Raw genomic sequence first — 24,520 nt, 5'->3', positions numbered from 1 at the left:
GCTCAGCCCGAAGGGTCGCGAGATCGCCACCAGGCGTCGGATCGAAAGGGCTCGGGCACTTCATCCTTCCAGGGGTCGAGCCCGAGCGCTTCGACGGCTTCGAACCAGGCGTCGCGCTTCGATGGCGGCAGTGCTTCGCCGCACCAAGGGCAAAAGAACAAGGATTGCCGGGCCGCGCCGGCGGGGATCCAATATTCGTCGAAGCGGGCGTCGTACCGAACGGATCCCCAGTCGTTCTGGCCGTGTCTGTCCATGTGACCGCGCGGCGGGGCCCCGGCGCCATACGACGGGTTCGGATTAGGGTCGTTCATAAAGGGGGAATAGCCGACCGCCCGATCGGCTGTCATCATGAGCTCGGCGGGGACGCGTCGTACCGCCACTCGACCGCCGCTTCGCGCAGGTCGTCGAGCAGGCGGCGGACGCGGCGGGGGGTCTGGCGCCGCTCCAGGCGGACCGCGTGCATCGGCGTCTCGGCCACGCGCCAGTCGCGCAGCAGCTCGACGACGCGCCCCGCGCGCAGCTCGATCAGCCCGACCCAGGCGGGCACCCAGGCAAGGCCGAGCCCGGTGCGCATCATCGACCAGATCGCTCCCAAATCCTCGACCACGATCCGCGGTCGCGGCAGCAGGCGGACGACGCGGCCATCCGCGGGATCGGCGAACTGCCAGGCGAGCAGCCGCCCGTTGCCGGGATCGCGAAAGCCGATCTGACGGTGCGCCTCCAGGTCGGCGGGCGACCGCGGCTCGCCGACCAGCTCGACATAGCGCGGCGTCGCGCAGAGCACATGCGGGAAGCTGCCGAGCGGCGTCGCCACGAGGCCCGGCTGCCCGGACAGGTCGCCGAACCGGATCGCGATGTCGATCCCCTCTGCCGCCAGGTCGAGCGTCCCGTCGTCGACCTTGATCTCCAGTTCGATGTCCGGGTTCGCGCGCAGCAGCGCCGGCAGCTGCCGCACCAGCCGCGCACGGATCAGCGTGGCGGGGGCGCTCAGTCGGATGCGGCCCCCAGCCCCGCTCGCGGCCGCCCGATCGAGCGTCGCCTCCAGCCGCTCCGCCTCGCGCAGCAAGTCGCGCGTTCCCTCCAGCAGCCGCTCGCCCTCTGCGGTCAGGGAGATCGCGTGGGTGGTGCGATGGAGCAGGCGGACGCCGTGCGCCTGCTCGAACCGCGACACCGCCTTTGACAGCGCCGAGGTGGTCGTGCCCGCGCGCCGCGCCGCCTCTGCAAAGGACCCCGCCTCGGCGACCCGCGCGAAGTGCAAGAGGTTGATGAGACGCTGAAAGCCCGCTGGTGTTGACATGATGGCAACTCAGTCCTGTTGAGCGACCCGGCTACACGACGTGGCTGCAGTTGGACATACCGCACCGGCAACAAGGAGATGCGGCATGACCCACGAACTCGAACTGACCGAAGCCAACCTCGACGCGGCAGCCGCGGCGATCGGCGACGGCCCCGTCGTCATGGTCAACCTGCTGCGCTTTCGCGACACGACGGACTATCCCGCCGGCTTCGAGGCAACCTACGCCGATGCGCGGCAGGGCTATTACGAGGGCTATGTCGGCGGCTTCCGCGCGGCCTGTGCCGAGGTCGAGGTGGTGCCGGAGCTGATCTATGCCGGCCCGCGCGCCGCCGGCGTCCTATCCGGCACCGACGACGACTGGGACGAGATCGTGCTCGTCCGCTATCCGGCCTTCGCCGACTTCCGCCGCATCATCGACACCGACACCTATGTCCGGCTGGCGAAGCCTCACCGCTTTGCGGTGCTAGCGGACTGGCGGTTCATCGCCACCGTCCCCCGCTGACGCGCGACGTGCGAAGGACGGTGTTTCTCGGCGCTTCGGATCGCTAAAGACGGCGCATGTTGCGCCTGACCAACCTGACCCTGCCCCTGCACCACGCCGACGAAGCGCTGCTCGCCGCCATCTTCAAGCGGCTGCGCGTCAGCCCCCGCGAGGTGGTGCGCCACCAGATCGTCCGCCGCGGCAACGACGCGCGCGACAAGTCGAACATCCTCCTCGTCTATACCGTCGACGTGACGCTCCGGAACGAGGCACCGGTGCTCGCGCGGTTTCGCAAGGACCGGGACGTCCAGCGGACGCCGGATACGCATTATCGCCACGTCGCGACCGCCCCCGCGGACGCGCCGCGGCCGGTGGTGATCGGCGCGGGCCCATGCGGGCTGTTTGCCGGGCTGATCCTGGCGCAAATGGGTTTTCGCCCGATCATCCTCGACCGCGGCAAGGTGGTGCGCGAGCGGACCAAGGACACCTGGGGGCTGTGGCGCAAAAGCGTGCTCAACCCCGAGTCGAACGTCCAGTTCGGCGAGGGCGGCGCGGGCACCTTTTCCGACGGCAAGCTCTACAGCCGGATCAAGGACCCGCGGCACCTCGACCGCAAGGTGCTGATCGAGTTCGTGAAGGCCGGCGCCCCGCCCGAGATCCTGACCGAGGCGCATCCGCACATCGGCACCTTTCGCCTGGTGACGATGGTCGAGAGCATGCGTGAGACGATCGAGGCGCTGGGCGGCGAGTATCGCTTCGAGAAGCGCGTCGACGGCATCGACGTCGAAGCCGACGGGTCGGGCGAGCGCCGGGTCCGCGGCCTCCACCTCCACACCGGCGAGTATCTGGAGGCCGAGCATGTCGTGCTGGCGATCGGCCACAGCGCGCGCGACACGTTCCGCATGCTTCACGCGGCGGGCGTGCATGTCGAGGCCAAGCCCTTCTCGATCGGCGTCCGCATCGAGCATCCGCAATCCTGGATCGACCGCGCGCGCTTCGGCGCCAATGCCGGGCATCCGGTGCTGGGCGCGGCCGAGTACCACATCTCGCATCACTGCTCGAACGGGCGCACCGTCTACAGCTTCTGCATGTGCCCGGGCGGGACGGTGGTCGCCGCGACGTCGGAGGAAGGCGGCGTCGCTACCAACGGCATGAGCCAATATTCGCGAAACGAGCGCAACGCCAACTCGGGCTTCGTCGTGGCGATCGATCCGGCGCGCGACTTTCCGGGCGATCCGCTCGCCGGCCTTGCGCTCCAACGCCATTGGGAGCAGCGCGCGTTCGTCGCGGGCGGCTCCAACTACCGGGCGCCGGCGCAGCGGCTGGGCGACTTCATGGCGCGGCGGCCGTCGACGACGCTGGGATCGGTGGTGCCCTCCTACAAGCCCGGCGTGACCCCGACCGACCTTGCCGAGTGCCTGCCCGACTTCGCGGTCGAGGCGATGCGAGAGGCGCTGCCCGTGTTCGGCCGCCAGATCCCCGATTACGACCATCCAGACGTCGTCATGACGGGGGTGGAGACGCGCACCTCCTCCCCCGTCCGCTTCACCCGTGGCGACGACTTCCAGAGCCTGAACACCCGCGGCCTGTTCCCCGCGGGCGAGGGCGCGGGCTATGCCGGCGGCATCCTCTCCGCCGCGGTCGACGGAATCAAGGTGGCGGAAGCGGTGGCGAAGAGCCTCTGCCGCGCCCCATAACCGACGCCGGATCAGCCACGTACGAACGGCAACGACGTCGTCCCCCGCCCCGTCAGCGCCAGGAGTGCGTTGGCGACCGCCGGGGCGATCGGCGGCACACCGGGTTCGCCCATGCCGGTCGGCGGCGTCGTGGTCGGCAGGATGTGCGTCTCGACTGCCGGCATCTCGTTCATGCGAAGCATCGGATGCGTGTCGAAATTGGCCTGCTCGACGATGCCGTCCTTGAGCGTCGTCGCGCCATAGAGCGCGGCCGAGAGGCCGAAGCCGATGCCGCCCTCCATCTGCGCGCGGATCTGATCGGGGGCGACGGCGATCCCGCAATCCACGACGGCGACGACGCGGCGGACGACCGGGCGGTCGCCATCGAGGCGGACTTCGGCGATCTGGCCGACGGTCGTGCCGAACGCCTCGTGCACCGCTATGCCGCGAGCCCAGCCGGGCTCGATCGGCGTGCCCCAGCCGCCGCTGGCACACAGCGCATCGAGCACTGCGATCCGCTTCGCCGCGCCTGCTCGTGCGTACAGCGCGCGGCGATAGGCGGCGGAGTCGCGCCCTGCCCGGCGGGCGAGCTGGTCGATGACGTGCTCCATCACCATCGCCGTGTGCGCGTTGCCGACCGACCGCCAGAACGCGACGGGAACGCCGATGTCGGGGCTGTACAGCTTGCCCTCCACATGCGCGGCGGTCGCCAGATAGGGGGAGCCGACGATCCCCTCGACCGCCTGCGCGTTGCCGCCCACGGGGAGCAGCGCCTGGCAGACCGAGCGGAAGCGCCAGCGATCGGGCAGGCCGTCGGACCCGAGCGACACGGCGACGCGGTGATGCGACATCGGTCGGTAATAGCCGCCGGTCATCTCGTCCTCGCGCGTCCAGATCAGCTTGACCGGCCGGCCGCCGGTCCGCTTGGCGATCCGGACCGTCTCCACGACGTAATCCGCCGACACGACCCCGCGGCGGCCGAACGATCCGCCTGCGGGAATCACCTCGACATCGACCTTGCCAGGCACGGTCAGCGCGACGCGCGCGGCCTGCACCTGATCGACGATCGGCAGGTGCGAGCCCGAGGTGATCGACACATTCCAGCCATCGACCCGCGCCACGCAGTCGAGCGTCTCCATCGGCGCGTGGACGAGATAGGGGAAGTCGAAGGCGAACTCGGCCATTTCGCCGGTCCATTCGCCCGCTCCCTCGCCCCTGGTCGCGAAATCCTCTGCCGAGAGGTCGGACTTGCCGGCCGCGACATCGTGATAGTGGCGGAACAGGTCGGCGCTCGATCGCCATTCGGCCGTGCTGTCGTCCCATTCAATGCGGAGCGCGTCGCGTCCGCGCCGGGCGGCGATCGTGTTCTCCGCCACCACGGCGATGCCGGTATCGATGGCGAAGGCGTCGACCACGCCCTTCACCTTCATCGCATCGGATATGTCGTAGCGCGCCACCCGGCCGCCGAAGCGCGGGCTGTGCGCCACCATCGCGACGAGCAGGCCGGGGCGCTGGACGTCCTGCGTATAGACCTGCGCGCCGGTCGACTTGGGCAGGCTGTCCTTGCGCCGGACGCGGTCGGTGCCGATCAGCCGGTACTCGCTCGCCGGCTTCAGCCGCGGCGACTGCGGCGGCGTCTGGCGTGCGGCGTCGGCGAGGAGATCGGCGAACGTCGCCCGGCGGTTCGAGGCCGGGTGCGAGACCACGCCGTCACGGACCTCGATCAGGCGGCGGGGCACCTGCCAGCGGAGCGCGGCAGCATCGACAAACATCGACCGCGCCGCCGCGCCCGCCGCGCGCATGCCGTCCCAATTGGAGGCCATCGATCGCGAACCGGCCGAGCCCTGCATGCCATAAGCGCGGAAATTGCTGCGCGCGTCGACAACGCGGACGCGGTCCCAATCGGCGTCGAGTTCCTCCGCGACGATCGCGGCGATGCCGGCGTGGATGCCCTGGCCAAGCTCCTGCTGCTTGTTGACCACGGTGACCCAGCCGTCGGGCGCGATGCGGATGAAGGAGCCGAAGGCACTGGGCGGCGGATCCTCGCCGCCGCCCGAGAGCAGCACGCCGCCGATCTCTGCCGGGTGGGTCGCGGCATAGCCCACGATCAGCGCGCCGCCGGCCAGCGACCCGCCCAGGATCATCCGGCGGCGGGTCATGGCGAACCGCGGCTTGGTCGGCGATGGATCGATCATGGGCGTGTCCTTCATGCCGGGCACCGCGCGCCGGTGGCGAGCCATGCCTCGATCAGCGCGCCGAACTCGGCCTGGGTGCCGGGCGCCGGGACGCGCTTGCCGCCGGGATGCCAGGCCCAGCCGACGAGCTCGTCATGCGCCATGTGGTTCAGAAGCTCGGCGCGGCTCATGTGCGAGCGTGCGGGGTCGAGCAGCTGGCGGCAGATCTCGCCGAGCGACTTGCCCTCCCACGCCATCTCGATGGGGGCGAGCCGCCACTTGGGATTGCCCGGTACGCCTGCGGCATCGACGTTGCGGTCGTGGTGACAGGTCGTGCAGCGCAGCACCGGCTCGCCGCCGCCATCGGGGCCGCGCATCACCAGCGGCCGATGCGGGCGAATCGCCTCGGTCTGGTTGGGGCGGTCGGTGCGGGGGTGACAATTGAGGCAGCGTGGATGCTGGATCACGCGCCCGGCCTCGCGAAACAAGGCGACCGAACGTGCGTCGGGATCGGCGATCGCGTCGAACGCGCCGACGGGGCGGAGCGGCACGCGCGGCTTGCTGGCAACCACGGCGGCGATCGTGCTCGGTTCCGGCATCGTCCGGGGCCTGAGCAACAGTGCGATCGTCAGGACGAGCGCGGCGACGAGCACCGCCAGGATCGGCAGGCAGCCGATCCGCCACCGGCGCCGTGGGCGCGCGCTCATGCCCGCTCCCCTGCGCCGCGCGCCGCGTCGTGGATGGCGGCGCGGATACGGTTGTAGGTGGCGCAGCGGCACAGATTGCCGCTCATCGCCAGGTCGATGTCCGCGTCGCTGGGCGACGGCTGCGCCCTCAGCAGCGCGACCGCGCTCATCACCTGGCCCGATTGGCAAAAGCCGCATTGCGGCACGTCGCGCGCGACCCAGGCGGTGCGGATCGCATCGGCCTCCGGCCCCGCGACCGCCTCGATCGTCGTCACCGCCGATCCCGCGACGTCGGCGAGCGGCAGCGCGCATGACCGCATCGGCTGGCCGTCGACATGGACGGTACAGGCGCCGCACTGCGCGATGCCGCAGCCATATTTGGTGCCGGTCAGGCCCAGCGTGTCGCGCAGCACCCAGAGGAGCGGCGTGTCGCCGTCATCCTCGACGCGCGCGACCTTGCCGTTGACGTTGAGCTCAAAGGCCATGAGCGGCTTCCTTCCACATTCGGCTCATCCGATCACGCGCCCGAGCCAGTATGACGGCGCCGCCGCGACCAGGCCAAGCGCGACGCGCACGACGACATAGGCGCGGACGTCGCGCCGGTGCAGCGAGCGGGCATGGCCCGGCTCCTCGATCAGGATCAGCGCGAAGCCGGCGGCGGCCGCGATCGCAAGCGCGGCGAGCAGCCCGAAGCCGCTCGTTCCGCACAGGAACGGTAGCACGACCAGGCCGAGCAGGTTCGCGACCCGCAGCCCGGCCGCCTCGGCGCTCATCGCCCTGCCCCCGCATCGATCGCTCGCGAAAGGCAGAAGACGGTGGCAGGCGGCAGGTTGCGCCACGTCCGCCCGACACGCCGCGACTCGAGCCCCAGGCGATCGAGGCTGGCGTCGCCGACCGAACAGCGCCGGCCATAGGTGAAGAGGTACAGCCGCCCGCCCGGCGTGATCCGGTCGAAGGCGGCGCGCAGGATCGCCTCGACGGTCTCGGTCCGCATGTTGAGCAGCCCCAGCCCGCAGACGGCGGCGGCGAACGGCTCGCCCGTGCCGATCTCGGCAGCGTCGCCGGCGATCACCCGAGCGCGCGGGTAACGGTGCCGGAGGCGGTCGGCGAGCGGCACGTCGCGCTCGACCAGGACCAGGTCGCGCTCGGCGATTCCGCGCGCGAGGAGCGCGGGGACGAACGCGCCCGTGCCGCTGCCGAGTTCCAGCACCGGCCCGCGCTCGATCTCGGAAGTGATCAGCGCAGCCAGCGCCGCGCCGGACGGCGTGATCGAGGCAATGCCGCCGGGATCGCGAAGCCAGCGAGCCAGGAAGACGAGCCGGTCGCCGAACCGGCGGGTCTCAGCAGGGAGCGAGCAGATGGCGGTATCCATGACGCGCGCCTCCCTTAGAACCGGTAGGACAGCGTCAGCCCGCCGATCGGCTGCCAACGGCTGCCCGCCTCCGTGATCGGACTGTCGGCTGCATCGCCGATCAGATAGCTGGTGCCGATGCGGCCGAGCACGCCCAGGTGGCGGCTGAAATAATGTCCGGCGGTGATCCCGAGCCCGACGTCGCGGAACCCCGATCCGGGGCGATAGGCGGCAAGGCCGCTGGCAGCGGAATCGGCGGCGGAGATGCCGAAATAGGTTCGCATGTGGTCGGCATCGGCCCAGCTCGCCTGCACGTCGAACGCGGCGAAGCTGTCGCGGCGGCGCAGCGCCGTGTAGCCGGCGCTCGCGATGGCAATCACTCCGTTGCTGGTGCGCGAGACGTCGTGGAGCAGCGTCAGCTCGGTCTGGATCGATCCTTCGCCCAGCGCATCGCCGCCGAAGCGATAGCCGACATAGCCGCCCGCTTCGACGCCGATGTCGATCTCCGGCAGCAGGCCCACGGGTCCGTCGACGTTGCGGCGGTCCAGGCGCGCGCCGATCACCGGGCCAATCGACAGGCGCGGGTCGGCCGCCACGTCGACCCGGCCGCGCAGGCCGCGCAGCTCGACCGTGACGCCGCCATAGCGGACGTCGCCCAGCACGAACGGGATCGCGCGGACGCTGTCGGCACCGTCATAGTCGGGCGCTACCCCGGCGCCGATCGCCACCTGGCCATGGGGCCCGTCGTCCGGCGCCTCCTGTGCGGCGGCAGCGACGGACGGGATCAACGCGAGCGCGATCGCGGCGCGGAATGGACGGCGCATGCTGGTTCTTCCTTGTTTACCGGGGGGTTGCCACCATGGACGGCACGGGGGACAAGGCCGTCCATGGTGGCCGCGGGCCGCCGGGGAGGGATCCGGCGTCCGAGCGAAATCCAACCTGTTCCGATCGTGCGACCTTTAGGCGGCGTCGCCCGATGGCAGCGCCTGAAGAGCAACGACCGACAATGCATCAATATTGCCGATGATCGGCGCCGATAAATCTTCGGGCTGCACTGATGTCATTCGATCGAGGATTGAGTTTTCGGCGAGTGGCGAAAGCAGAAAGAAGCTGGGATAGACAAATACGAGGCGCCAGGCCCGATGATTTGTCGCCGCTTCTCTCATGGTCGAGCGCCCAGATTTGTGCTCCGGGCTTGACCTGTTCTCGATTGATGGCATAGCTCTACGACCTGGCTTGTTCTGGCACGCTCAAGCTAGAAGGATCGATCGATGACCAGAATGCCGAATACCGCAGAAATCTTGCCTTTTCCTCCACGCACGTCGGACGAGCGTCCGTCGACGCCGCCGGCGCTGTTCAATGCGGCGATGGATCTGATCGAATCGCGCGGCGGGGGTCAGGGACGGTTCGAGACGGGGATGGCGGGCGTCAGCCTGATGCGCTCGTTCCAGACCTTCATCCCCGTGGCCAACATGTACCGGCCGTCGCTGTGCGTCGTGTTCAAGGGGCAGAAGGAGATCCTGTTCGGCGAGACGACGCTCAATTATCACGAGATGGAATGCCTGGTCGTCAGCGTCGAAGTGCCGGCGATCGGGCGGATGGTCGGCGCATCGACCGAGCGCCCCTATCTCGGCATGACGATCGAGTTCGACACCGCGATCCTGCGCGACGTGCTCCAGCAGCTGCCCGATCCGCCGGTGCCCAGCTCTAGGCTCAGCACCTGCGTCTTCGTCGGCAGCGTCGACGAACAGCTTGCCGACTGCCTGACGCGAATGGTGCGCCTGATGCGCAATCCGCCGGCGATCCCGGTGCTGTTCCCCGCGATCATGCGCGAGCTCTATTACTGGCTGCTCACCGGCCCCTATGGCGGCGAGCTGGCCAAGCTGGCGGTGCCGGAAACGCATGCCGAGCGCGTCGCGCGCGCGATCAACCATGTGCGCGATCACTATAACCAGCCGCTGCGGGTCGAGCAGCTTGCCGACGTCGCGGGGATGAGCCCCTCCTCGTTTCACGCCCATTTCAAGGCGATGACGTCGATGACTCCTGTTCAGTATCAGAAGCAGATCCGCCTGCTCGAAGCGCGGCGGCTGATGCTGTCGGATGCGGCGAACGTGTCGGAAGCGGCGTACCAGGTCGGGTATGAAAGCGCGTCGCAGTTCAGCCGCGAATATACCCGGTCCTTCGGTACCGCGCCCAAACGCGACGTCATGAACTTTCGCGCATTGCTGGCCCAGGCCGTCCCGCGCTGACCCGCGCGATCGTGTAGGATCGGGCAAGTATCTTGCCGGTTCGGGCATGGCCTTCCAGCGCCCCGACCGTAGCTTCGTCGCATCAGCCGAAAGGCGTTGCGACGAAGGAGATCGAACCATGGCGCGCTGGACAACTGCCGACATTCCCGACCTTTCCGGCCGCGTGGCGGTCGTCACCGGCACGGGTGGGATCGGGTTCGAAGCCGCACTGGGCCTGGCCCGCGCCGGCGCGACCACGATCATCGCCGGGCGGAACCCGACGAAGGGCGCGCTCGCGACCGACAGGATCCTGCGCGCCGTCGGTGGTGCCAAGGTCGGGTTCGAGCCGCTCGACCTTGCCGACCTCACCTCCGTTGCGACCGCTGCGGAAACGCTCAGGCAGCGGGTCGGGCGGCTCGACATCCTCGTTAACAATGCCGCGGTGATGGTGCCGCCCCGGCGAGAGGTGACGGTCGACGGGTTCGAGCTTCAGTTCGCGACCAACTATCTCGGCCATTTCGCACTGACCGCGCACCTCCTGCCGCTGCTTCGGGCGACCGAGGGATCGCGTGTCGTCTCGCTCTCCAGCCTGGCGGCGCCGCGCGGCGCGCTCCAGTTCGAGGACCTCCAGTTCGAGCGCGACTATCGGCCGATGCATGCCTATGCGCAGTCGAAGCTCGCCTGCCTGATGTTCGCGTTCGAGCTTCAGCGGAAGAGCACGGCGAACGGCTGGGGCCTGACGAGCATCGCCGCGCATCCGGGCATCTCGCGCACCGACCTGATCCACAATGGCGCGGGGCCGCGCAGCATCGAGGGGCGCATTCGGTCGCTGATGCCCTTCCTGTTTCAGCCCGCCGCGCAGGGCGCGCTGCCCAGCCTGTACGCGGCGACCGCGCCACAAGCGCAACCGGGCGCCTATTACGGACCCGACCGTATGGGCGGGATGCGCGGCTATCCGACGCTCGCCAAGGTGCCGCCCCAGGCGCTCGATCGCACGTCCGCCGCACAGCTCTGGGCGGTGTCGGAGGCGCTTGCCGGCGTGACCCTCGCCCCCGACGCGCCGCTCATCCGCCCCGTGGCCGCTTGAGCGCCGAACCGGAAAGGACGATCCATGCCCCTGATGACCACCGCGCTCATGCTCCTGTCGGCACCGCGCGCGCCGATGCCCAAGCCCTCGTCGCCGATGCAGGTCGCCGGCCCGCCCTCCGTCACCGGGGTCTGGCAGTCGGATGATGGACGGACCCGGATCGAGCTGTTCGAGACCGGCGGCACCTATGCCGGGCGGCTTCTCTGGGGCCAGCGTGCGATGGAGGCGGATGGCCGCACCTTCAAGCGCGACGTCCACAATCCCGATCCGCGACTGCGCAGCCGCTCGCTCGAGGGGATCACGATCCTCCAGAACCTGAAATGGGACGCGCGGGAGCGGCGATGGAAGGGCGGCGACTTCTATGATGGCACCTCGGGCCGGTCGCTGTCGGCGCACATGCGGCTGGTGAACGGCAAGCTGGAGATGCGCGGCTATATGGGGACGCCGATGCTCGGCCGGACGCTGACCTTCCACCGCGTCACGACGTGACGGTGCCGGCCACCGCAGGCGCGACGACGCTGACGGAGTCGCGCGCAGGCATGCTGCTCGCCGCGCTGTTCCTCGTCAGCGTGTTCGCACAGGTCGATCGCATCCTGCCGTTCATCCTGGCCGAGGCGATCAAGGCGGAACTGTCGCTCAGTGACACGCAGATCGGGCTGCTGACGGGCATCGCCTTTGCGCTCTGCTATGTGCTCCTGTCGCTGCCGATGGCACGAATGTCCGATCGCGGGTCGCCGCGCGGGGTACTGCTCGCGTGCATGCTGGTGTGGAGCGGGATGACGGCGCTGGGCGGCGCGGCTACCGGCTTCGCCACCCTCGCCGCCACCCGGCTAGGCGTGGCGCTGGGCGAAGCGGGCGCGGTGCCGTCCAGCCATGCGATCATAGCCCGCCGCATCGCCCCCGCACGGCGCGGCTTTGCGATCGGCATCTTCTCGATGGGCATTCCGATCGGCACGATGCTGGGCTTCGGCCTGGGCGGCTGGATCGGCGAGCGGTTCGGATGGCGAACGGCGCTGATCGCGGCGGGTCTGTTCGGCACGCTGGTGGCGATCGTCGCAGCGGTCGCGACCGGCCCCACCCCGCCAGTCGAAAGGCCCAAGGGGTCGGCATCGTTCAAGCAGGAGAGCGCCGGCCTGCTCGCCAACCCGGCGTTCCGGGCGCTGCTGGTGCTGGCGGTCTGCATCGGCTTCGCGGCAGCCCCCTTCTATGCCTTTGCCGCGCCGTTCCTGATGCGCGCGCACGGGTTCGGCACCGCGCAGGCGGGTCTCGTCTTCGGGCTACTGCAGGGCGCGCTCGGGGCGATCGGCACGGTGGTCGGCGGGCGCAGCTTCGATCGTGCGGTGCGGAACGGCACGCCGGCGCTGCTGCGCGTGCCGATGCTCGCCTTTGCCGTAGCGGGCGTCGCCACCGTCGCAGCGCTGTTCGTCGAGGTGTCGTGGCTGTCGGTCGCGTTGATGACGCCGGCGATGTTCGCCTTCGCCTTCACCCTACCCTACGCGTTTGGCGCCGCGCACCTGGTCGCCGGGCCGGGCCGAGAGGCGATCGCGTCGAGCCTCGCCATGATCGCGTCGAGCCTGATCGGTCCGGCTCTCGGCCCGCTCCTGGTCGGCGCGATCAGCGACGCGGCAGTCGGCTGGGGCGCGGCGAACGGGCTCGCCCATGGCTTGCTGATGGTGCCGGTCGCCTGTGCGGCGACGGTCATCGCCTATCGCATCGCGGATCGCCGGATCGCGCGCCGATCGTAATGCAAGCTGGGGGGAAACAGCGCTAGTCGCGCGAAGTGGCTCCCTGAGTAGGATTCGAACCTACGGCCGCTCGATTAACAGTCGAGAGCTCTACCGCTGAGCTATCAGGGATCACCATCTTTCCGAAGCGCCATGCGTTTCGGAGGCGCGCCTATAGCAACGCCCTTTCGGATCGCGCAAGCGGGGACGAGTGCATTTTTTTGCCCTCGCCCCGCTTGCCGACCGGGTCAGCCGACGAACGCGCGCTCGATCACGAAGTCGGCGGGCCGCGCGTTCGATCCTTCCTCGAAGCCGAGCGACTCGAAATGCTTGGCGAAGTCGTTGATCATCGCCGTCGATCCGCACAGCATGATGCGGTCCTCGGCCGGGTCGAATTGGGCCGGGCCCTGGATCGGATCGGCGAACATCTTGCCGCTTTCGATCAGCGCCTGGATGCGGCCCTCGTTCTCGTAGGGCTCCCGCGTGCAGGTCGCGAGGTAATGGAGTTGCTCGGCCGACTGCTCGCCCACCAGCGGATCCTCCGCGAAGCTTGCCGACAGCTCCTCGCGGAAGGCGAGATCGCTGACGCGGCGCACCGAATGGACGACGATCACCTGCTCGAACCGCTCATAGGTGTCGGGATCGCGCACCAGGCTGAGGAACGGGGCAAGGCCAGTGCCGGTCGAAAGCAGGAACAGCCGCTTGCCGGGCCGCAGCGCATCGGTGACGAGCGTGCCGGTCGGCTTGCGCCCCAAATAGAGCTCGTCGCCCTCGACCACACCCTGAAGACGCGAGGTGAGCGGGCCGTCCTCGACCTTGATCGACAGGAACTCGACCTCTTCGGCCCAGGCGGGGCTGGCGATCGAATAGGCGCGCATCAGCGGCTTGCCCTCGACCTCCATGCCGAGCATCACGAACTCGCCCGACCGGAATCGGAAGGATTGCGGACGCTCGACCGCCAGGCTGAACAGATGCTCGTTCCAGTGGCGCACCCAAAGGACCTTCACGGATTCGAAGGCGGCGTGGGGCGGCTGGACGATCGGCAGGCGGACGGGCGCGTTCAAGACCAAGGCTCCGTGACAAGGATGCGCAAAGGGCGCAGAATGGCCGCGACATGATCGTCGGAGCGCGCTGGCGCAAGACAGTTTGTCTTTACCACCGCGCCTCAACCGCTTGCCTGCAAGGTCTGGCGGCGGCCTTTCCGTCTGAGTATGTTGCGTTGCACACCTTTTGAACGACTGCGTACAAAAAAGTGCTGCCGCTCCCTTGCAAACGGATGAACGGTCTCGCACCTATGCCCCCGCTCAAGGCGCCGTCAGAGCGCGCCCACAAAGGGATTTCCGCATGCGACCGTTCCCCGTTCTTCCCCGGGTTTCCGCTGGCCGAGCTGCCGCCACCGCGCTCATCGCGCTGACGCTGGCTGGCTGCGGTGGGGGCCAGGCGCCGCCCGCCCCGCCCCCGCCGACGGTGCAGGTCGCCAATCCGATCCAGCGCGAAGTCTATGACTGGGACGAGTATGTCGGCCGGTTCGAGGCGCTGCAGGATGCAGAGATCCGTCCGCGCGCGTCGGGCACGATCCAGGCCGTCCTGTTCACCGATGGCCAGCGCGTGTCGCAGGGCCAGCCGCTGTTCGAGATCGACCCGCGCCCGTATCGCGCCGCGCTTGCCAATGCGCGGGCGCAGGTGCTGCGCGCGCAAGCGACGCTCGCCAACGCCCGCTCGGTCGCGGCCCGGTCGCAGTCGCTGCTCCAGGCGCAGGCGGTCAGCCGCGAGGAATATGAGCAGAACGTCGCCAACGTCCGCACCGCCAATGCCGACCTAGAGGCGGCACGCGCGCAGGTGCAGACGGCGGAGCTCAACCTGGGCTTCACCACCGTCCGCTCGCCGATCGCCGGCCGCGTCTCGCGCCGCGCAGTCAGCCGCGGCAACTTCGTCCAGGAAGGGACGACCGTCCTGACGCGAGTCGTTTCGGTTGATCCGATCTGGTTCAGCTTCGACGGCGCCGAGGCCTTCTACCTCAAGTATCGCCGTCAGGATTCGCGCGGGGAGCGCGCGTCCTCGCGCGACACGGGCAATCCGGTCGAGGTCCAGCTGGCCGACGAGAGCGGCTATAATTGGCGCGGACGGATGGACTTCGTCGACAACGCGATCGATCCCAATTCGGGCACGATCCGCGCTCATGCCCGGATTTCGAACCCCGACGGCTTCCTGACGCCGGGCATGTTCGGCCGCGCGCGCTTGCTCGGATCGGGCACCTATCGCGCGCTCCTCATCCCCGATGCGGCGGTCGTCACCGACCAGGCGCGCAAGATCGTCTATGTCGTCGGCCAGGATGGCAAGGTCGCGCCGCGTCCCGTCGTCACGGGTCCGCCCGCCGACGGCCTCCGCGTCATCAAGGAGGGTCTGAAGCCCAACGACCGCGTCGTCATCGAGGGGCTGACCACGCTCCAGCCGGGCATGCAGGTCCAGGCCAAGCTGACCCGCATCCAGGCCAAGCCGAAGGGCGACGCGCCTTCGTCGCAGGCGCTCTCGACCCCGCCCGCCGCCGACGCCAGCCAGGCGAACTGACATGCGCTTTCCGCATTTCTTCATCGACCGCCCGATCTTCGCGGCGGTCCTCTCGATCCTGATCCTCGTCTTCGGCGCGGTCGCGCTGCCGACGCTGCCGGTCACGCAGTATCCGGAGATCGCGCCGCCGACCGTCGTCGTGTCCGCGCAATTCCCGGGCGCCAGCGCCGAGACGTTGGCCGAGACGGTCGCCGGTCCGCTGGAAGAGGCAATCAACGGCGTCGAGAACATGATCTACATGTCATCGTCGTCGACGGGTGATGGCGCGCTTCAGATCACCGTTACCTTTGCCCAGGGTGTCGATGCCGATCAGGCTCAGGTGCTCGTCCAGAACCGCGTCGCCTCCGCCGAGCCGCGCCTGCCCGAGCAGACGCGTCAGATCGGTGTGACCACGCTCAAGAACTCGCCCGACTTCCTGATGGTGGCGATGTTCTCGTCGCCGGACGGATCACTGAGCCAGGAATATGTGTCGAACTATGTCGGCACCCAGGTCATCGACCGGCTGGCGCGCGTGCCCGGCGTCGGCAACGCGCAGAGCTTCGGTGGGCGCGACTACAACATGCGCGTCTGGATCGATCCCGATCTGGCCGCTGCCCGCAACCTGACCGTCGACGAGATCGTCACGGCGATCCGCGGCCAGAATGCTCAGGTCGCGGCGGGCGCCGTCGGCCAGCCGCCTTTCGCCGGCACGGGCTCCGCCTTCCAGCTCGGCGTGCAGACCGAGGGACGGCTGACCACGCCCGAGCAGTTCGGCCAGATCATCGTCAAGCGCAACGAGAATGGCGCGATGACCCGGCTGCGCGACGTCGCCCGCATCGAGCTCGGCGCGGAGACCTATGCGGTCAACGCCTATCTGAACGGCGTGCCGGTCACGGCGGTGGCGATCAGCCAGCTTCCTGGATCGAACGCGCTGGACGCGGCTGAGGCGGTCATCAAGGAGCTGGACGAGGCCAAGAAGTCGTTCCCGCCGGGGATGACCTATTCGATCCCGTACAATCCCACCGAATATATCTCCGCCTCGATTGAGGCGGTAGTCGACACGCTGGTCGAGGCGATCATCCTCGTCGCGCTGGTCGTGCTGATCTTCCTCCAGAGCTGGCGCGCGGCGATTATCCCGATCATCGCGATCCCGGTGTCGCTGCTGGGCAGCCTCGCGATCCTGGCGGGCTTCGGCTACTCCCTCAACAACCTGTCGTTGTTCGGCATGGTGCTGGCGATCGGTATCGTCGTCGACGACGCGATCGTCGTCGTCGAGAATGTCGAACGCCTGATGGAAGAGCGCGGCATGTCGCCGCGCGAGGCCGCGCACGAGACGATGGACGAGGTCGCCGGCGCCCTCATCGCGATCGCGCTCGTCCTCTGCGGCGTGTTCGTCCCGACCATGTTCATCCCGGGCATCTCGGGCCAATTCTATCAGCAGTTCGCGCTGACGATCGTGTCGGCGACCGCCATCTCGGCGATCGTCTCGCTCACGCTGTCGCCGGCGATGGCCGCGCTGATCCTGAAGCCCAAAGCGCACGATGCCGAGCCGCGGCGCGGCTGGCGCGGCCTGCCGGGCCGGTTCGCGCGCGGCTTCAACCGCGGGTTTGACTGGCTGGCGGATCGCTATGGCCGCTTCACCGCGCGCGCCATCCGGATGCTGGGCGTGATCGCGATCGCCTATGTGCTGCTGATCGGGCTGGCCGGCTGGCGCTTCTATGCGACGCCGACCGGGTTCATTCCGTCGCAGGACCAGGGCTATCTGATCGCCGCGGCGCAGCTGCCGCCAGGTGCCTCGCTCCAGCGCACCACCGACATGATGCTGCGCGCCGAAAAGGCGGCGCGGCAGGTGCCCGGCACGCTCGACACGGTGATGCTCGTCGGCCTCGACGGCACCAGCTTCTCGACCGCGCCCAACACTGCCGCGATGTTCGTGACGATGAAGCCGCATGCCGAGCGCGCCGACGCTGACACCATCGCCAACCAGATGCGCGGCGCGATGGCGCAGTTCACCGAAGGGCTGCTGCTGGTCATCCCGCCGCCGCCCGTCCAGGGCATCGGTACCGGCGGCGGCTGGAAGATGATGGTCGAGGATCGGCAGAACCGCGGCTACAAGGCGCTTGAGGCCGCGACCTTCGGCATGATGATGAAGGCAAATCAGACCCCCGGCATCGCCGGTGCCTTCACCCTCTTCAACACGCGCACGCCGCGCCTGTTCGCCGATGTGGATCGCGAGCGTGCCGAGCAACTCGGCGTGCCGGTCAGCAACATCTTCTCGACGATGGGGACCTATCTCGGTTCGTCCTACATCAACGACTTCAACTTCCTCGGCCGCACCTTCCGCGTGACGGCACAGGCGGATGCGCCCTATCGCAACGATACGTCCGACATCGGTCGGCTTCGCACGCGATCGGCGTCGGGGGCGATGGTGCCGCTCGACGCGGTGATGACGATCCGCGACGACAGCGGGCCGTACCGCGTGGTGCGCTACAACCTCTATCCCTCCGCGGAGCTTCAGGGCGACACCGTCCCCGGCTTCTCGAGCGGGCAGAGCCTGGCGGCGATGGAGAAGATCGCGGCCGAGACGCTGCCGGAGGGCATGTCGTTCGAGTGGACGGAGCTTGCCTTCCAGCAGAAGCAGGCGGGCAATACCGGCCTGATCGCCTTTGCCCTGGCCGTACTCTTCGTGTTCCTGCTGCTCGCGGCGAACTACGAAAGCCTGGTCCTGCCACTGGCGGTCATCCTGATCGTGCCGATGTGTCTGTTGGCGGCGATGCTGGGCGTCAATCTGATGGGGATGGACAACAACATCCTGACGCAGATCGGCCTGGTCGTGCTCATCGGTCTGGCCGCGAAGAACGCGATCCTGATCGTCGAGTTCGCCAAGCAGAACGAAGAGGAAGGCCAGGAACTGCTGGAGGCCGCACGCCACGCCGCCGCCCAGCGTCTGCGCCCGATCCTGATGACGTCGATCGCCTTCATCCTGGGCGTGCTGCCGCTCGTCATCGGCTCGGGTCCGGGTGCGGAGATGCGGCGTGCCCTTGGTGTCGCGGTGTTCTTCGGCATGATCGGCGTGACCGTGTTCGGCCTCGTCTTCACCCCCGCTTTCTACGTCATCAGCCGCAAGTTCGGCGACTGGGCAGGCCGCACGTTCCGGCGCAAGCCGAAGGGCGACCGCCATGCCCCCGTCACCGAACCGGGAGCTCCGGCATGAAGAAGCTTGCCACCCTGACCCTCGCGCTGGCGCTCGGCGCCTGCGCGGTGGGGCCCGACTATCAGAAGCCCGCGACGCCGGGCGGCCTCAGCGCCGAGGGCGCGTTCGTCGAGGGCGCGCGCCTGTCCGCGGTCAACGCCGCCGAGTTGCCGGAGAAATGGTGGCGTCTCTATGACGACGCCAATGTCGACCGGCTGGTGAACGAGGCGCTGGCGCACAACACCGACATTCGCCAAGCCGCCGCCAACCTCCAGCGCGCCCGCGCCGTGCTGGGCGAGGCGCGCGGACGACGGCTGCCGACCACCGAAACGACGGCGCAGTACACGCGCCAGCGCACGGGCTCGAACAGCTTCGGCGCGCAGTTCGGCGGGACGCAGGCGATCCCGTCGTTCGAGACCGACCTGTTCACCACCGGCTTCAACGCCAATTACGAGCTCGACCTGTTCGGCGGCGTCAGCCGCGCGATCGAGGCGGCGCGCGGCGATGTCCAGGCGGCCGCGGCGCAGATCGACGCCGCCCGCGTATCGGTCGCGGCGGAGACGACGCGGTCCTATGCGCTGGTGTGCTCCAACGCCGCGCAGCTGACCGTCGCGCGGGAGACGGTGCGGCTTCAGGAACAGACGCTGGCGCTCACCCGCCGGCTCTTCGAGGCGGGCCGCGGTCAGCGCCGTGACGTCGAGCAGGCGGATGCGCTGCTCGCCTCGACCCAGTCGCAGGTGCCGGCGCTGGAGGCGGAGCGCCGCGCCGCGCTCTATGCGCTCGCGACGCTGACCGGCCGCCCGCCGGCAGAGGCGGACGCCGCCGCCGCGACCTGCACGCGCCTGCCCCAGCTGTCGCAGGCGATCCCGATCGGCGACGGCGCCTCGCTGCTCCGCCGCCGCCCGGACGTTCGCCAGGCCGAGCGCCAGCTTGCCGCCGACACCGCGCGTGTCGGCGTGGCAACGGCTGCGCTCTATCCGTCGATCTCGCTGCTCGGCTCGGTCAGCCTCGCTTCGACCACGCTGGACAGCCTCGTCGACAATGACAGCATCAACTTCTCGCTGGGGCCGCTCATCTCGTGGAGCTTCCCGAACCAGACCGCCGCGCGCAGCCGCCTACGCCAGGCCGAAGCGACGGCGGAGGGCAGCCTCGCGGCGTTCGACGGCGTCGTGCTGACGGCGTTGCGCGAGACCGAGCAGGCGCTGGCGCGCTATGCCGGCGAACTGGACCGCAACCGCTCGCTCCGCCGCGCCGAGCGCGCCGCGGGTGAGGCCGCGCGGCTGTCGCGCTTGCGCTTCGACTATGGCGCGGAGAGCTTCCTCCAGCTGATCGAGGCGGAGCGCCAGCGTGCCGACGCGCGCGCCGGCCGCGCGCAATCGGACGCGGCGCTGGCCGAGGCACAGGTCAGCCTGTTCCGCGCGCTGGGCGGCGGCTGGGAGAACGCGCCGGAAGCCACGCGGCGGGAGCCGGTGCAGCCTCAATCGTAAGAAAGGAGCGGGATCCCGGATCAAGTCCGGGATGACGGAATCGGGAAGGCCGGCCGATCTTTCGCCGTCACCCCGGATTTGATCCGGGATCCCGCTCCGTCTCCCCGCAAACGCCGGGCGGCGCCGAAAACGCCATAGAATAGCTATGCACGGGTTGCGCGCCGCGCCCCATCCGCTACCCCGCGCGCATCGGAAACGAGGGAGACGGCACGACATGCGCGACGCGGTGGGCAAGCTGTTATTGTTCGGCGCCACCGGCGACCTGTCGCAGCGGATGCTGCTGCCCTCGCTCTACGGCCTTCATGCCGACGGCCTGCTGCCCGACGGCCTGACCATCACCGGCACCGCGCGATCCGAGCAGAGCGACGAGGAATTCCGCGCTTTCACCAAGCAGGCGCTCGACACCCATCTGCCCGACGACCGCAAGGGCGAGGAGGCGATCGAGGGGTTCCTGGCGCGGCTCCACTACCAGCCCCTCGACGCCTCGACGATCGAGGGGTTCGATGCGCTCGCCGCCAAGATCGGTGACGTGTCGGGCGGGCTCGCCATCTTCCTGTCGACCGCGCCCTGGCTGTTCGGCCCGACGATCAAGGGGCTGCAATCGGCGGGCCTGGCGGGCGACAATGTCCGCATCGGCCTGGAGAAGCCGCTGGGCAAGGACCTCGGCTCGAGCCGCGAGATCAACGACATCGTCGCCGCCGCCTTCCCGGAGGAGCGGACGTTCCGCATCGACCATTATCTGGGCAAGGAGACGGTCCAGAACATCCTGGCGCTCCGCTTCGGCAATTCGCTGTTTGAGCCGATCTGGAACGCGCGCGGCATCGACCATGTCCAGATCACCATCTCGGAAACCGTGGGGCTGGAGGGCCGCGCGGGCTATTATGACGAGGTGGGGGCACTGCGCGACATGGTGCAGAACCACATGCTCCAGCTGCTCGCGCTGATCGCGATGGAGCCACCGGCCAGCTTCGACGGCACCGCGATCCGCGACGAGAAGGTCAAGGTGCTGCGCTCGCTCCGACCGATCAGCGTCGCCGACGTGCCGCACCTGACCGTCACCGGCCAGTATGACGCCGGCGCGATCAAGGGTGAGATCGTCCGCGGCTATGACGAGGAGCTCGGCAAGGATTCGCGGACCGAGACGTTCGTCGCGCTGAAGGCGCATGTCGACAATTGGCGCTGGCAGGGCGTCCCCTTCTACCTGCGCACCGGCAAGCGGATGCCCGAGCGGCGCAGCGAGATCGTCATCCAGTTCAAGCCGGTGCCGCATTCGATCTTCGCCGATCGCGGCGGCGTGCTCCAGCCCAACGTCCTCGTCATCCGCCTTCAGCCCGAGGAATATGTCCGGCTGCTGGTCATGGCAAAGCAGCCCGGCCTCGACCGCGACGGCATCCGCCTGCGCGAGGTGCCGCTAAACCTCGGCCTCGACCAGGAGTTCGCGGGCACGCGGCGGCGCATCGCCTATGAGCGGCTGCTGCTCGACCTGATCGAGGGCGATCCGACGCTGTTCGTCCGCCGCGACGAGGTGGAAGCGCAGTGGCAATGGATCGATGCGATCCGCGCCGGCTGGGACGCGAGCGACGTGAAGCCCAAGAACTATCAGTCGGGAAGCTGGGGCCCGTCGTCGAGCATCGCGCTGACCGAACGCGACGGCGTGACCTGGAACGAGTGACGCGGGAAGGGAGCCAAACCGGCCCCCTCCCGTTCGTGCTGAGTAGAGGCTGAGCTTGTCGAAGCCTCATATCGAAGCACTTTGTGCGAGACAGTCCTTCGATACGCCATTTCGACTTCGCTCAATGGCTACTCAGGACGAACGGATAAATTGGAACGCTGATGACCGAGATCGAATGGTGGGATTATGACGACGCGGACGAGCTGGCGGAGGCCATCGCCGGCGACGTCCAGTTCGTCATCGAAAGCGCAATCGACGCGCGCGGCAGTGCGGTGGTTGCGCTGGCGGGCGGCAAGACGCCCTTCCCGGCCTATGAAAAGCTCGCCGCGGCCAAGCTCGACTGGAAGCGGGTGACGATCGTCCCCACGGACGACCGGCTGGTGCCGATGGGCGATCCGCTGTCCAACGTCACCGCGCTCGGCAAGCTGTTCGTCCCCAAGGGCGCGCGCGTGTTCCCGATCACCAGCGAGGCGGCCAAGGACTACAAGGCCGCGGGCAAGGCCGCCGATGCGCGGCTTCAGGACCTGCACTGGCCGCTCGACCTGTGTCTGCTGGGTGTCGGCGGCGACGGGCACACCGCCTCGATCTTCCCAGGCGCCGATTTCGACGAGGCGCTGAATGGCCCCAAGGACCGCCGCGCGCTGGGCGTCATGCCCGACCCGCTGCCGCCCGAAGCGCCGGTGGCGCGCGTGTCGCTGACCCGCGCCGCGATCGTCTCGGCCAAGGCGGTGATGATCGCCGTCACTGGTCAGGCGAAGCGCGACGTGATCGAGGCGGCGATCGCCGAGGGCGCGGGCTCCCCCTACCCCATCGGCCGCGTCCTGGCCGATGCGGAGTTGCCGGTGGACATCCACTGGGCAGCGTGATGTCTCGCCTTTCAACCGTTCGTGCCGAGCCTGTCGACGCACGTGACCAGCAACACGTCCTTCGACACGCTCAGGACGAACGGGGACTTTAGGTCGCCATGACGCTCCATCCCACCATCGCCGCCGTCACCGATCGCATCATCGAACGGTCGCGGTCCGGCCGCGCCGCCTATCTCGACCTGATCGAGCGGGAGCGGGCGTCGGGGTTCGACCGGCCCAAGCTCGGCTGCGCGAACCTCGCCCACGCCTATGCCGGGACCGACGAGCAGCGCGACCGGATGAAGGACGGCATGTCGATGAACATCGGCATCGTCACCGCCTATAACGACATGCTGTCGGCGCATGCGCCCTACTACCGCTATCCCGAACAGATGAAGGTCTGGGCGCTGGAGGTCGGCGCGACGGCACAGGTGGCGGGCGGCGTGCCGGCGATGTGCGACGGCGTGACGCAGGGCTATCAGGGGATGGAGCTGTCGCTGTTCAGCCGCGACACCATCGCGCTCGCCACCGCGGTGGCGCTCAGCCACCGGACGTTCGAGGGCGCGGCACTGCTCGGCATCTGTGACAAGATCGTGCCGGGGCTGCTGATCGGCGCGCTGCGCTTTGGCCATTTGCCGATGGTGCTGATCCCGGGCGGGCCGATGCGCACCGGCATCGCCAACAAGGAAAAGGCCGCGGTCCGCGAACGCTATGCCGAGGGCAAGGCGACGCGCGAGGAACTGCTCGAAAGCGAGATCGCCGCCTATCACGGCAAGGGCACGTGCACCTTCTATGGCACCGCCAATTCCAACCAGATGATGATGGAGGCGATGGGTCTCCACGTTCCCGGCGCCGCCTTTGCCAATCCGGGGACCAAGCTTCGCCAGGAGCTGACGCGCGCCGCCGTCCAGCGGTTGCCGCAGATCGGCTGGGGCACCGACGATTATCGCCCGATCGGCCACTGCGTCGACGAGCGCGCGATCGTCAACGCCGCGGTCGCGCTGCTCGCGACCGGCGGGTCGACCAACCACCTGATCCACCTGCCCGCGATCGCGCGGAGCGCGGGGATCGTCATCGACTGGGAGGATTTCGACAATCTGTCCAAGGCGGTGCCGCTCCTCACCCGCGTCTATCCCAATGGCTCCGCCGACGTGAACGCGTTCGAGGATGCGGGCGGGCCGCCCTTCGTGCTGCGCGAGCTGATGCGCGGCGGCTTCGTCCATTCGGACATCCTGACCATCGCCGAGGGCGGCTTTGCCCAATATGGCCGCAAGCCCGCGATCGAGGGCGACGCGCTCGCCTGGCCCGACCTGCCCGCGCAATCGGGTGACGACAGCATCGTCCGCACGATCGAGGCCCCCTTCTCGCCCGAGGGCGGCTTTCGCATCCTTCAGGGCAATCTCGGCCGCGCGTGCATCAAGGTGTCGGCGGTCGATCGCGACCGCTGGACGATCGAGGCGCCGGCCCGCGTCTTCTCGACCCAGGCCGCGGTGCAGGAAGCGTTCAAGGCGGGCGAGCTCGACCGCGACGTGGTGGTCGTCGTCCGCTTCCAGGGGCCGCGCGCCAACGGGATGCCCGAGCTGCACAAGCTGACCCCGCCGCTCGGCGTGCTCCAGAACCGCGGCTTCCGCGTCGCGCTCGTCACCGACGGGCGCATGTCGGGGGCGAGCGGCAAGGTGCCGGCGGCAATCCACCTCTCGCCCGAGGGGTTCGGCGGCGGTCCGGTGGCGAAGCTGCGCGACGGCGACATCGTCCGGCTGGATGCCGAGGCAGGCGTGCTCGAGGCGCTGGTCGATCCCGCCGAATGGGCCGCGCGCCCGCTCGCCGAGACGCCGCCGATGGCCGACGGCACCGGCCGCGAGCTGTTCCGCATGATGAACACGGGCGCCGACGAAGCGGAGAAGGGCGCGAGCGCGATGCTGGCGGCGGCGGGGCTGTAACGACGATCCGCTCGTCCTGAGCTTGTCGAAGGACGTGTCAGGGACGCTGTGCCTCGGACACGTGCTTCGACAGGCTCAGCACGAACGGGGTTTGGAGGGTCCGCCGTTCCGGCCTCTGCTGGAATGATCGCG

General features: G+C 69.0%; 22 protein-coding genes and 1 tRNA gene. 12 read left to right on the top strand and 11 right to left on the bottom strand.

Annotated elements, in window-relative coordinates; translation table 11 throughout:
* Positions 1-2: 2 nt before the first annotated feature.
* Together RS883_RS08495 and RS883_RS08490 are read right to left on the bottom strand one after the other, a co-directional pair.
* On the bottom strand, positions 3-350 hold the full coding sequence (locus RS883_RS08495) for a DUF6980 family protein (RefSeq protein WP_315764883.1): 348 nt from the start codon (positions 348-350) through the stop codon (positions 3-5).
* Positions 347-1,297: a LysR family transcriptional regulator gene (locus RS883_RS08490; protein ID WP_315764880.1), complete on the bottom strand. Its 951-nt coding sequence runs from the start codon at positions 1,295-1,297 to the stop codon at positions 347-349. The genes RS883_RS08495 and RS883_RS08490 overlap by 4 nt, the downstream gene beginning before the upstream one ends.
* An 85-nt stretch (positions 1,298-1,382) precedes the next feature.
* On the opposite strand from RS883_RS08490, the gene RS883_RS08485 reads away from it, so the two are divergent.
* Positions 1,383-1,799, top strand: coding sequence for a hypothetical protein (locus RS883_RS08485; protein WP_315764876.1), 417 nt, complete (start codon positions 1,383-1,385; stop codon positions 1,797-1,799).
* Positions 1,800-1,855: 56 nt separating this feature from the next.
* Positions 1,856-3,475, top strand: a complete 1,620-nt coding sequence (locus RS883_RS08480; RefSeq protein WP_315764875.1) for an NAD(P)/FAD-dependent oxidoreductase — start codon at positions 1,856-1,858, stop codon at positions 3,473-3,475.
* An 11-nt stretch (positions 3,476-3,486) separates the two neighbouring features.
* Here RS883_RS08480 and RS883_RS08475 read toward each other — a convergent pair whose 3' ends face one another.
* The 7 genes from RS883_RS08475 to RS883_RS08445 all read right to left on the bottom strand — a co-directional run bounded on the left by RS883_RS08475 (position 3,487) and on the right by RS883_RS08445 (position 8,885).
* Positions 3,487-5,649 (bottom strand): xanthine dehydrogenase family protein molybdopterin-binding subunit, encoded by a 2,163-nt coding sequence (locus RS883_RS08475; RefSeq protein ID WP_315764872.1) that lies wholly within the window; start codon positions 5,647-5,649, stop codon positions 3,487-3,489.
* 11 nt (positions 5,650-5,660) lie between these two features.
* A complete protein-coding gene (locus RS883_RS08470) occupies positions 5,661-6,335 on the bottom strand; it encodes an Isoquinoline 1-oxidoreductase subunit (RefSeq protein WP_315764870.1) in 675 nt (224 codons plus the stop codon).
* A complete protein-coding gene (locus RS883_RS08465; RefSeq protein ID WP_315764867.1) occupies positions 6,332-6,799 on the bottom strand; it encodes a (2Fe-2S)-binding protein in 468 nt (155 codons plus the stop codon). The genes RS883_RS08470 and RS883_RS08465 overlap by 4 nt, the downstream gene beginning before the upstream one ends.
* Positions 6,800-6,823: 24 nt before the next feature.
* The gene (locus RS883_RS08460; RefSeq protein WP_315764864.1) at positions 6,824-7,087 is read right to left on the bottom strand and encodes a hypothetical protein; all 264 of its coding nucleotides are present in this window, start codon (positions 7,085-7,087) and stop codon (positions 6,824-6,826) included.
* Complete coding sequence (locus RS883_RS08455) at positions 7,084-7,686, bottom strand: class I SAM-dependent methyltransferase (protein WP_315764861.1); 603 nt, start codon at positions 7,684-7,686, stop codon at positions 7,084-7,086. The genes RS883_RS08460 and RS883_RS08455 overlap by 4 nt, the downstream gene beginning before the upstream one ends.
* 14 nt (positions 7,687-7,700) lie before the next feature.
* Positions 7,701-8,489: a MipA/OmpV family protein gene (locus RS883_RS08450; RefSeq protein ID WP_315764859.1), complete on the bottom strand. Its 789-nt coding sequence runs from the start codon at positions 8,487-8,489 to the stop codon at positions 7,701-7,703.
* A gap of 135 nt (positions 8,490-8,624) precedes the next feature.
* Complete coding sequence (locus RS883_RS08445; protein WP_315764856.1) at positions 8,625-8,885, bottom strand: hypothetical protein; 261 nt, start codon at positions 8,883-8,885, stop codon at positions 8,625-8,627.
* A gap of 147 nt (positions 8,886-9,032) precedes the next feature.
* Between RS883_RS08445 and RS883_RS08440 the strand changes: the two genes are divergently transcribed.
* The 4 genes from RS883_RS08440 to RS883_RS08425 all read left to right on the top strand — a co-directional run bounded on the left by RS883_RS08440 (position 9,033) and on the right by RS883_RS08425 (position 12,725).
* Entirely contained in the window at positions 9,033-9,914 is an 882-nt protein-coding gene (locus RS883_RS08440; RefSeq protein ID WP_315764853.1) for an AraC family transcriptional regulator, read from the top strand.
* A 118-nt stretch (positions 9,915-10,032) separates the two neighbouring features.
* Positions 10,033-10,980: an SDR family oxidoreductase gene (locus RS883_RS08435; RefSeq protein WP_315764850.1), complete on the top strand. Its 948-nt coding sequence runs from the start codon at positions 10,033-10,035 to the stop codon at positions 10,978-10,980.
* Positions 10,981-11,013: 33 nt separating this feature from the next.
* On the top strand, positions 11,014-11,469 hold the full coding sequence (locus RS883_RS08430; protein ID WP_315764848.1) for a DUF2147 domain-containing protein: 456 nt from the start codon (positions 11,014-11,016) through the stop codon (positions 11,467-11,469).
* On the top strand, positions 11,466-12,725 hold the full coding sequence (locus tag RS883_RS08425) for an MFS transporter (RefSeq protein ID WP_315764846.1): 1,260 nt from the start codon (positions 11,466-11,468) through the stop codon (positions 12,723-12,725). Before RS883_RS08430 ends, RS883_RS08425 begins: the two co-directional genes overlap by 4 nt.
* 36 nt (positions 12,726-12,761) lie before the next feature.
* Here RS883_RS08425 and RS883_RS08420 read toward each other — a convergent pair.
* Together RS883_RS08420 and RS883_RS08415 are read right to left on the bottom strand one after the other, a co-directional pair.
* Positions 12,762-12,836, bottom strand: a tRNA-Asn gene (locus RS883_RS08420).
* 116 nt (positions 12,837-12,952) lie between these two features.
* A complete protein-coding gene (locus RS883_RS08415) occupies positions 12,953-13,768 on the bottom strand; it encodes a ferredoxin--NADP reductase (protein ID WP_409977407.1) in 816 nt (271 codons plus the stop codon).
* A 280-nt stretch (positions 13,769-14,048) separates the two neighbouring features.
* On the opposite strand from RS883_RS08415, the gene RS883_RS08410 reads away from it, so the two are divergent.
* The 6 genes from RS883_RS08410 (at position 14,049) to edd (ending at position 24,388) form a co-directional block, all read left to right on the top strand.
* Complete coding sequence (locus tag RS883_RS08410; RefSeq protein WP_315764843.1) at positions 14,049-15,272, top strand: efflux RND transporter periplasmic adaptor subunit; 1,224 nt, start codon at positions 14,049-14,051, stop codon at positions 15,270-15,272.
* A 1-nt stretch (position 15,273) separates the two neighbouring features.
* Entirely contained in the window at positions 15,274-18,465 is a 3,192-nt protein-coding gene (locus RS883_RS08405) for a multidrug efflux RND transporter permease subunit (protein WP_315764841.1), read from the top strand.
* Positions 18,462-19,931, top strand: coding sequence for a TolC family protein (locus RS883_RS08400; protein WP_315764839.1), 1,470 nt, complete (start codon positions 18,462-18,464; stop codon positions 19,929-19,931). The genes RS883_RS08405 and RS883_RS08400 overlap by 4 nt, the downstream gene beginning before the upstream one ends.
* 214 nt (positions 19,932-20,145) lie before the next feature.
* A complete protein-coding gene (gene zwf, locus RS883_RS08395; RefSeq protein WP_315764836.1) occupies positions 20,146-21,603 on the top strand; it encodes a glucose-6-phosphate dehydrogenase in 1,458 nt (485 codons plus the stop codon).
* 161 nt (positions 21,604-21,764) lie between these two features.
* A complete protein-coding gene (pgl, locus tag RS883_RS08390; RefSeq protein ID WP_315764833.1) occupies positions 21,765-22,469 on the top strand; it encodes a 6-phosphogluconolactonase in 705 nt (234 codons plus the stop codon).
* Between the two features lie 98 nt (positions 22,470-22,567).
* The gene (gene edd, locus RS883_RS08385) at positions 22,568-24,388 is read left to right on the top strand and encodes a phosphogluconate dehydratase (RefSeq protein WP_315764831.1); all 1,821 of its coding nucleotides are present in this window, start codon (positions 22,568-22,570) and stop codon (positions 24,386-24,388) included.
* Positions 24,389-24,520 lie beyond the last annotated feature (132 nt).

The organism is Sphingomonas sp. Y38-1Y, assembly GCF_032391395.1.
GTDB lineage: Bacteria > Pseudomonadota > Alphaproteobacteria > Sphingomonadales > Sphingomonadaceae > Sphingomonas.
Note: the sequence above shows the minus strand (reverse complement) of the source record. Positions and strands in the feature narration are given on the sequence as shown.